Annotated in this window: 4 protein-coding genes; 1 reads left to right on the forward strand and 3 read right to left on the reverse strand. The window is 55.9% G+C overall.

Annotated features, from left to right (window positions below; all coding sequences use genetic code 11):
• Positions 1 to 268: 268 nt before the first annotated feature.
• From HK20_RS11990 to HK20_RS12000, 3 genes are all read right to left on the reverse strand, one after another.
• A complete protein-coding gene (locus HK20_RS11990; protein WP_086647278.1) occupies positions 269 to 3,340 on the reverse strand; it encodes an efflux RND transporter permease subunit in 3,072 nt (1,023 codons plus the stop codon).
• Positions 3,337 to 4,440: an efflux RND transporter periplasmic adaptor subunit gene (locus HK20_RS11995; RefSeq protein ID WP_086647279.1), complete on the reverse strand. Its 1,104-nt coding sequence runs from the start codon at positions 4,438 to 4,440 to the stop codon at positions 3,337 to 3,339. The genes HK20_RS11990 and HK20_RS11995 overlap by 4 nt, the downstream gene beginning before the upstream one ends.
• A 75-nt stretch (positions 4,441 to 4,515) precedes the next feature.
• Positions 4,516 to 5,127: a TetR/AcrR family transcriptional regulator gene (locus HK20_RS12000; protein WP_233129205.1), complete on the reverse strand. Its 612-nt coding sequence runs from the start codon at positions 5,125 to 5,127 to the stop codon at positions 4,516 to 4,518.
• Between the two features lie 162 nt (positions 5,128 to 5,289).
• On the opposite strand from HK20_RS12000, the gene HK20_RS12005 reads away from it, so the two are divergent.
• On the forward strand, positions 5,290 to 6,771 hold the full coding sequence (locus tag HK20_RS12005; protein WP_086647280.1) for an efflux transporter outer membrane subunit: 1,482 nt from the start codon (positions 5,290 to 5,292) through the stop codon (positions 6,769 to 6,771).
• Positions 6,772 to 6,798 lie beyond the last annotated feature (27 nt).

Consider the following 6,798-nt stretch of genomic DNA (forward strand, 5'->3'; position numbering starts at 1 on the left):
GCTCGTCAGGCTCATAACCTGAAGGCCGCAGGTTCAAATCCTGCCCCCGCAACCACGCATATCCGTCTGAACAGACACGACAAACCCGCTCTCATCAGGCGGGTTTTTTTGTGGCTATCGAACAGCAGAAGAATGAGGAATCATCCCAGCCTCCTCAGCTAGGCACCACTAACGTTTCGATCTTAGCCGCGAGCCAGTGCAGGTCGTTGCTGCTGGCCCGGTAGCAGCTGCTTCAGTATCAAGCTCTATCTTGCTTAATGGATTGTTATTAAGGGGTTAGCTCGACATCTGCGCTTGGCTTTATTTTGTACCAGATCGCATACAAGGCTGGCAGAAAGACCAAAATCAGCACAGTGCCGGCAGCAGTTCCCCCAATGAGCGTAAAAGCCATTGATCCCCAGAAGACTGATTCAGTCAGGGGGATGAATGCTAGCACGGCAGCAAGTGCAGTCAGGATAACAGGACGCGCGCGCTGCACGGTGGCTTCAACAACGGCATGAAAAGGATCAAGCCCCTCTGCCTGATTAACCTTGATCTGTCCTATCAGGATTAGCGTGTTGCGCATCAATATGCCCGACAGTCCGATCAGTCCCAGGATTGCATTGAAACCAAAGGGCTGATGAAAGAGCAGCAGGACAGGAACAGTGCCGATCAGACCCAGGGGGGATGTCAGAAAGACCATCGTCATGGCTGACATGGTGCGTGTTTCAATGACCAGAACGAGGAGGGTCAGGAGGATCATTACTGGAAAAATCGGGAGAAGTGCTCGATTGGCTTTGCCGGCCTCCTCGGTGTTGCCGCCAGTTTCGATGCGGTATCCGGGCGGCAATGTCGCCTTAAGCTGGGTGAGGGCGGTCTCAATTTCTGCTGAGACCTGAGGGGGTTGAAGGTTCTCGTCGATATCGCTTTGGACGGTTATGGTCGGAACGCGATCGCGCCTGCGCAGGATGGGATCTTCCGCGCGATAGTCGATATGACCGATCTGGTTCAGGGAAATCGCCTTACCCTCGTTATTGCTGATGGTCATGTCTTTGAGGCGGGCAGGGTCGAGGCGATCGCCGCCTGAACTCCGTGCGATCAGATCGACGGTCCGGACATCTTCGCGCACCTGTGTTACCGGGATGCCAAGCAGAAGAAACTGGATTTGAGAAGCCGCGTCTTCGGGTGTCAGACCAACGAGCCGTAAACGGGCCTGATCCAGTACAAAATGTGCTGTGGGCGTGCGTTCACCCCAGTCGGTGTTGACCTGACGGGTGTTGGGGCTTTTTCGCATGATGTCCTGCACCTGTCGGGCAATCGCCCTCAGTTCGTCGACATCAGGACCCATCACACGAAACGCGACAGGAAAGTGCGAATAGGGACCAAAGACGAGCTGCGTTGCGCGAATACGTGCTTCCGGCGCCAGTCCCTGAGCAACCTGCGTGCGGAGCTTGAATTTCAGACGATCACGCGCTTTTTCGTTCGGAGTTAGAACGATAATTTTCGCAAAGGACGGATCGGGGAGTTCGGGGTTATAGGCAAAGAAGAACCGAGGGGCACCGGCTCCTACATAGCTCGTGACAATGTGGGCTTCCGGCTGGGCGCGTAGCCAGTTCTCCACTCTTGTTGTGATTTTGCTGGTTGTTTCGATACTCGTGCCTTCGGGCATCTGGACTTCGACCAGAACTTCGGGACGATCGGATGTCGGGAAAAACTGTTGTTTCACCGCGCCCATCCCAATGACTGCGAGAACGAATGCGGCAATTACACTTCCGGCAACCAGAAATTTGCGACGCACGGCCCAGACGACGAGGCGACGGAATTTCTGATAGCGGGGCGTCATGTACGGCGACCCGTGTTCGTTATCGACCTTATGGATTTCGGGGAGCAGTTTCACACCGAGATACGGGGTAAAGATGACGGCAACAACCCAGGATGTCAGTAGGGCAAAGCCCACGACCCAGAAGATATTTCCGGCGTATTCGCCTGCCGTGGATCTGGCAAAACCAACCGGGGTGAAACCGATGATCGTAACCAGAGTGCCTGCCAGCATGGGGGCTGCCGTGTGGCTCCAGGCATACGCGGCCGCTTTGGTGCGCTCATAGCCTTCCTCAAGCTTCACGACCATCATCTCAATCGCGATGATCGCGTCGTCCACGAGCAGGCCCAGCGAAATGATCAGAGCACCGAGGGTGATACGATCCAGTGCCCGGCCCGTCAGATGCATGATGATCATGACGGTTGCCAGAGTGAGAGGGACCGCTGCAGCAACCACGATGCCGACACGCCAGCCCAGACTGATGAGGCAGACAATCATAACCACAACAAGGGCGACGAAGAATTTCAGCATGAATTCGCCGACTGCCTCGTGAATATTCACCGCCTGATCAACAACTTTGGTCAAGGTAACGCCTTGCGGCAGGCCGGAGGAGAGGGTCTTGCCGGCATTGTCGAGTGCCTGCCCCAGTGTCTGCCCGTTCCAATGCTCCTGCATGACGACGTTGAGGACCAGAGCCTGCTCGCCGTTGTGTCGGATCAGATAGGTCGGAGGATTTTCATAACCGCGTTCCACAGTTGCAATGTCGGATATCTTGAAGGTGCGGCCATTGGCGGCGACGGGCGTATTACGTATCGCGTCGAGATCGTTGAATTGCCCATCCAGACGGATGAAAACCTGTGGGCCACTGGTATCAATCGAACCTGCCGCCGTAACGCTGTTCTGGCGGGCAAGAGAATTGAAAACATCCTGCGGCCGGATGCCGAGTGTGGCGAGGCGCGGGTTGGAAAGATTGACGAAAATCTGCTCCGGGCGCTCTCCGACAATATTAACTTTGCGCACGCCGGGCACGTGCAGAAGACGCTGCCTTACGGTCTCGGCATGCCGCACCAGCAGACGTTCGGGCAGGCCGTGGCCTTCGATCGCATAAACCGCAAAATCAACGTCACTATACTCGTCATTAACAAAAGGCCCCATGACGCCGTGCGGGAGTAAAGGAGCGGTATCATAAAGCTTTTTGCGCGCCTGATAGAACTGTTCTGGCACTGCGGAAGGGGGTGTGCTGTCCTTCAATGTGACCAGAAGGACAGTCATGCCGGGTCTGGCTAGCGTTTCGACCCTGTCATACCATTGAAGCTCCTGCAGTCTTTTCTCGAGCGGGTCGGCCACGAGGTCCTGCATTTCCTGCGCCGTGGCGCCGGGCCAGACAGCGGAGATGGTAAAACTCTTGACCGTAAAAGTAGGGTCCTCCGCCCGCCCGAGCTGTTTGAATGCAAAGGCTCCGGCAAGACTGAGGGCGATAATCAGAAAAAGGGTGATCCCGCGTTCACGGACAGCAAGAGCGGAAAGGTTGAAGCGGCTCATTGCATTGCAACCTTCTCATGGGCGAGTACAACCTGCTCGTCGGGATGGAGATAATGCCCGCCTATGGCGACGATAGTTGTCCCGACTGTCAGGGCGGGGTCATCGGTGAGCCTGAGCACGGCGTTTTCTTCTGTCAGGCGTGTAACCTGCACTTTGTGGTAGCTCACGCGGGAGGTTTTGCCATCCACAACCCATATTCCCGGGCCTTCGCCTTCGTCATCCAGAGCGCCCAAGGGAACTTGCAGATTTTCATGCGTCTCATCGGTTGGGAGACGCACCTGCACCGTGGCCCCGAGTGGTGCTGCGGCGCCTTCACCCTCCATCACATAACGGGCCTCGTATGTACGCGTCGTGGTGTCTGAAGCATCTGAAAGCTGCCTCAGATACGCCGGTACACTCTGCGTGCCGCCATACAGAATGGCCTGTACCTGGGATTGCAGCGCGGGACGAAGCCCTTCTGGGAGGTCGATGCGGGCTTCACGCGGGCCAGCATGGGCCAGCACGATAACTGTTTGCCCGCTCGACACAACCTGCCCGGGTTCAGCCAGAGTTTGGACGATTACTCCATCAGCATCAGCGCGGAGAAGTGAGTAATCATCCTGATTGCGAGCCATTTTTTCCTGAGCGATGGCAGCATCAAGCTGTGCTCTGGCACTATCCGCTTCGGCTTTCACTTCGTCATAGGTCAAGGCGGACGCCGCGCCTGTTCCCACAAGGCTGCGATATCGTTTTTCATCAGCAGCCGCTTTTACCCAATGGGCACGGGCGGCCGCCATGCTGCCGGTCTGTGCTGTCAGGGCATGAACGTAATCCGTCGGGTCCAGCCGCATCAGCACCTGACCGGCTTTTACCGGCTGGCCGACATCAACCAGACGCTGAATGATTTTGCCCTGAACACGAAAGCCCAGATCGCTTTGCACGCGTGCGACGACAGTGCCTGTAAACTGGTAAAAATCGTTACCTGCGTGTTCGATATAGGCAGCTTGCACAACCCGATCTGCAATACGTGGGTCGTGCTGATCCTCACGTTTGCAGTCGGTGAGTCCTAGCGTGGCGAGTAAGGTTGCCGCCGTAAGGCGGGGCAGGCGCGAAACGGCCATTGAAGCGCTCCAGGACGAGAATGATGCCTCATCCTGTTTACTAGTGATCAATTTGTCAATTAGTCACTAATAAATTTACGGAGCCAGACTACGCAGGACGAGGTTGGCTATCATCGTTGCATCGTCGTCCAGCGTTTCCAGGTTGTATTCCAGAAGAGCAGGGTGCCGGATGGGCTGGAGGGTCAGGACGATCGCCCGGCAGGCTTCGTCAATGGGGGTCTTGCGTTCGAACTCTCCCTGCTCGCGGCCTTCCAGAAGAATGTGGCGGATGATGCCGCTTAATTCCTGATCGAAGGCGATGGCCGCGTGCCATTTTTCTTCAATCGCAGAGGCCACAATGTCGTGCATCTTACGGTCGTGCAGGAAAAGTTCTGCTCCGTTATGAGCAAGGGACTGGAAGATTTTTCGCAGTTTTTCAGGGGGTGTAATGGAGTCTTTTACAATGGACTGAATGTCCGCCAGAAGGGTGTTGTGGCAGAGGGAGCAGATTGCTTCGCCAATGGCTTTTTTTGATTCAAAAAATTTGTAGAGATAAGCGGTCGAGAGGCCGATGGCCTTGGCCAGGTCCGCAACGGTTGTTTTTTTATACCCGTAAAGCCTGAAATGCTCATGGGCCGCAGCGATAATCTGATCCCGGCGTTCGTGATCGACAGGCCCGCGCTGCCCTGATGGTTGTCTGGTCATCATCTCATCCCGCTGTGTCCACTCCAGAGTTTATAGCTTCCCCAGCATATATTGACAACGAGTGATGAATATGAAAACCATTCACTCGTATTGCATGATCCGGCAGTTTTTCTGGATCCATACTCGGGGCATGAGCATATGGCTGTCTATCACACTGCACGAAAGATGCTGCCAAAGCCGCTAAGGCCTCTGCCGGTTGGTCGGGCCTTTGCATCATTTGCTGCTGTGCTGAGCCTTGAAGCCTGTGCAGTAGGGCCGGATTACAAGGCACCGCACGCCAATATTGCTGCGTTTCGTAACCCCAGCCTTCAGGGCAATATTGCTGAGCAGGTTCCGCTCCCTCTGGATCGCTGGTGGGAGGGATTTCACGACCCCGAACTGGTGCGTATAGAACAACGTGTTTTAGCGCAGAACCTTGATCTTGAAGCAGCAATGGGCCGCATACGGCAGGCACATGGTGCGGCGGAAGCCGCTGCTGCACAAATGCTGCCCACGCTGGATTTTGCGCCGCAGGCCTCGGCATATCGGTTGTCCAATGAAGGGCTGATTGGCCGAATAGCGCATAATTTTCCGGGTTATAACCGTGACCAGCGCGCTTATGATGTGCATGGGGTTGCCAGTTGGGAGCTGGATCTTTTTGGAGGTCTGCGGCGTGGGCACGAAGCCGCGCGGGATGAGGCCGAGGCAGCCGTTGCGCAAAGTGCAGGTGTGCGGGTGAGTGTGGCGGCAGATGCCGCTGATGCCTATTTCCAGATCCGTGGGTATCAGGCCCGGCTACGTGTTGCACAGGATCAGGTTGCAACAGATCAGCATCTGTTTGACCTTGTGCAGCAAAGGCGGGGCCGGGGTGTTGCATCGTTGCGCGAGGTTGATCAGGCGCAGGCGCTCCTTTTGTCTGAGCGGGAGAGCATTCCGGTGCTGCGGGTTGCTTTGGCGGTTCAGCTCAACCGGCTGGATGTTCTTATGGGGGTACAGCCGGGAACCTATGCACAGGAACTGGCACTTTCCGCGCCTGCCGTAACAATTCCGTCTATTGGGTACGTTACGCCCGCAGATGTTTTAAGGCGTCGCCCCGATGTTATTGCGGCAGAGAGGCACCTTGCTGCGTCAAACGCTCGTATTGGACAAGCGTTGGCAGATTATTATCCAAAGCTCTCCTTATCGGGTGCTCTGGGGTTCCAGAGCCTGAGCGTGAACAAGATGTTTACGCCTGCCGGTTTTGGCCCGTCTGCATCTGGGGCACTGCGTTGGAGAATTTTTGACTTTGGCAAAATTGATGCCGAGGTTCAGCAGGCCAAAGGAGCTTATGCAGAACAACTGGCGCAATACCGGTCAACAGTGCTTCATGCGGCAGAAGATGTGGAAAATGCCTTCATGGCTTTGGCGCAATCTGAACGGCGCGCAGACGACCTCGGGATCGAAGTTGCTTCCTTAACGCAAGCCCGTGATCTTTCCAGCCAGTCCTACAAGGCCGGGGTTATCCCGTTAACGGATGTTCTCGATGCCAATCGCCAGTTGCTCGCAGCGGAAGACCGGCAAGCCGACAATCAGAGTGAAACCGCCCGCGCTGCCGTGAGGTCCTTCCGAGCAATCGGTGGAGGCTGGGAGGGGGCGGTAGTGAACTGCCCCGGTTTTACCGGAGAGTAAAACTCTCGGAGGATGAACCCTATGGTA

Origin of the sequence: Acetobacter sp. DsW_54 (genome assembly GCF_002153575.1) — a bacterium.
Taxonomy (GTDB): domain Bacteria; phylum Pseudomonadota; class Alphaproteobacteria; order Acetobacterales; family Acetobacteraceae; genus Acetobacter; species Acetobacter fabarum.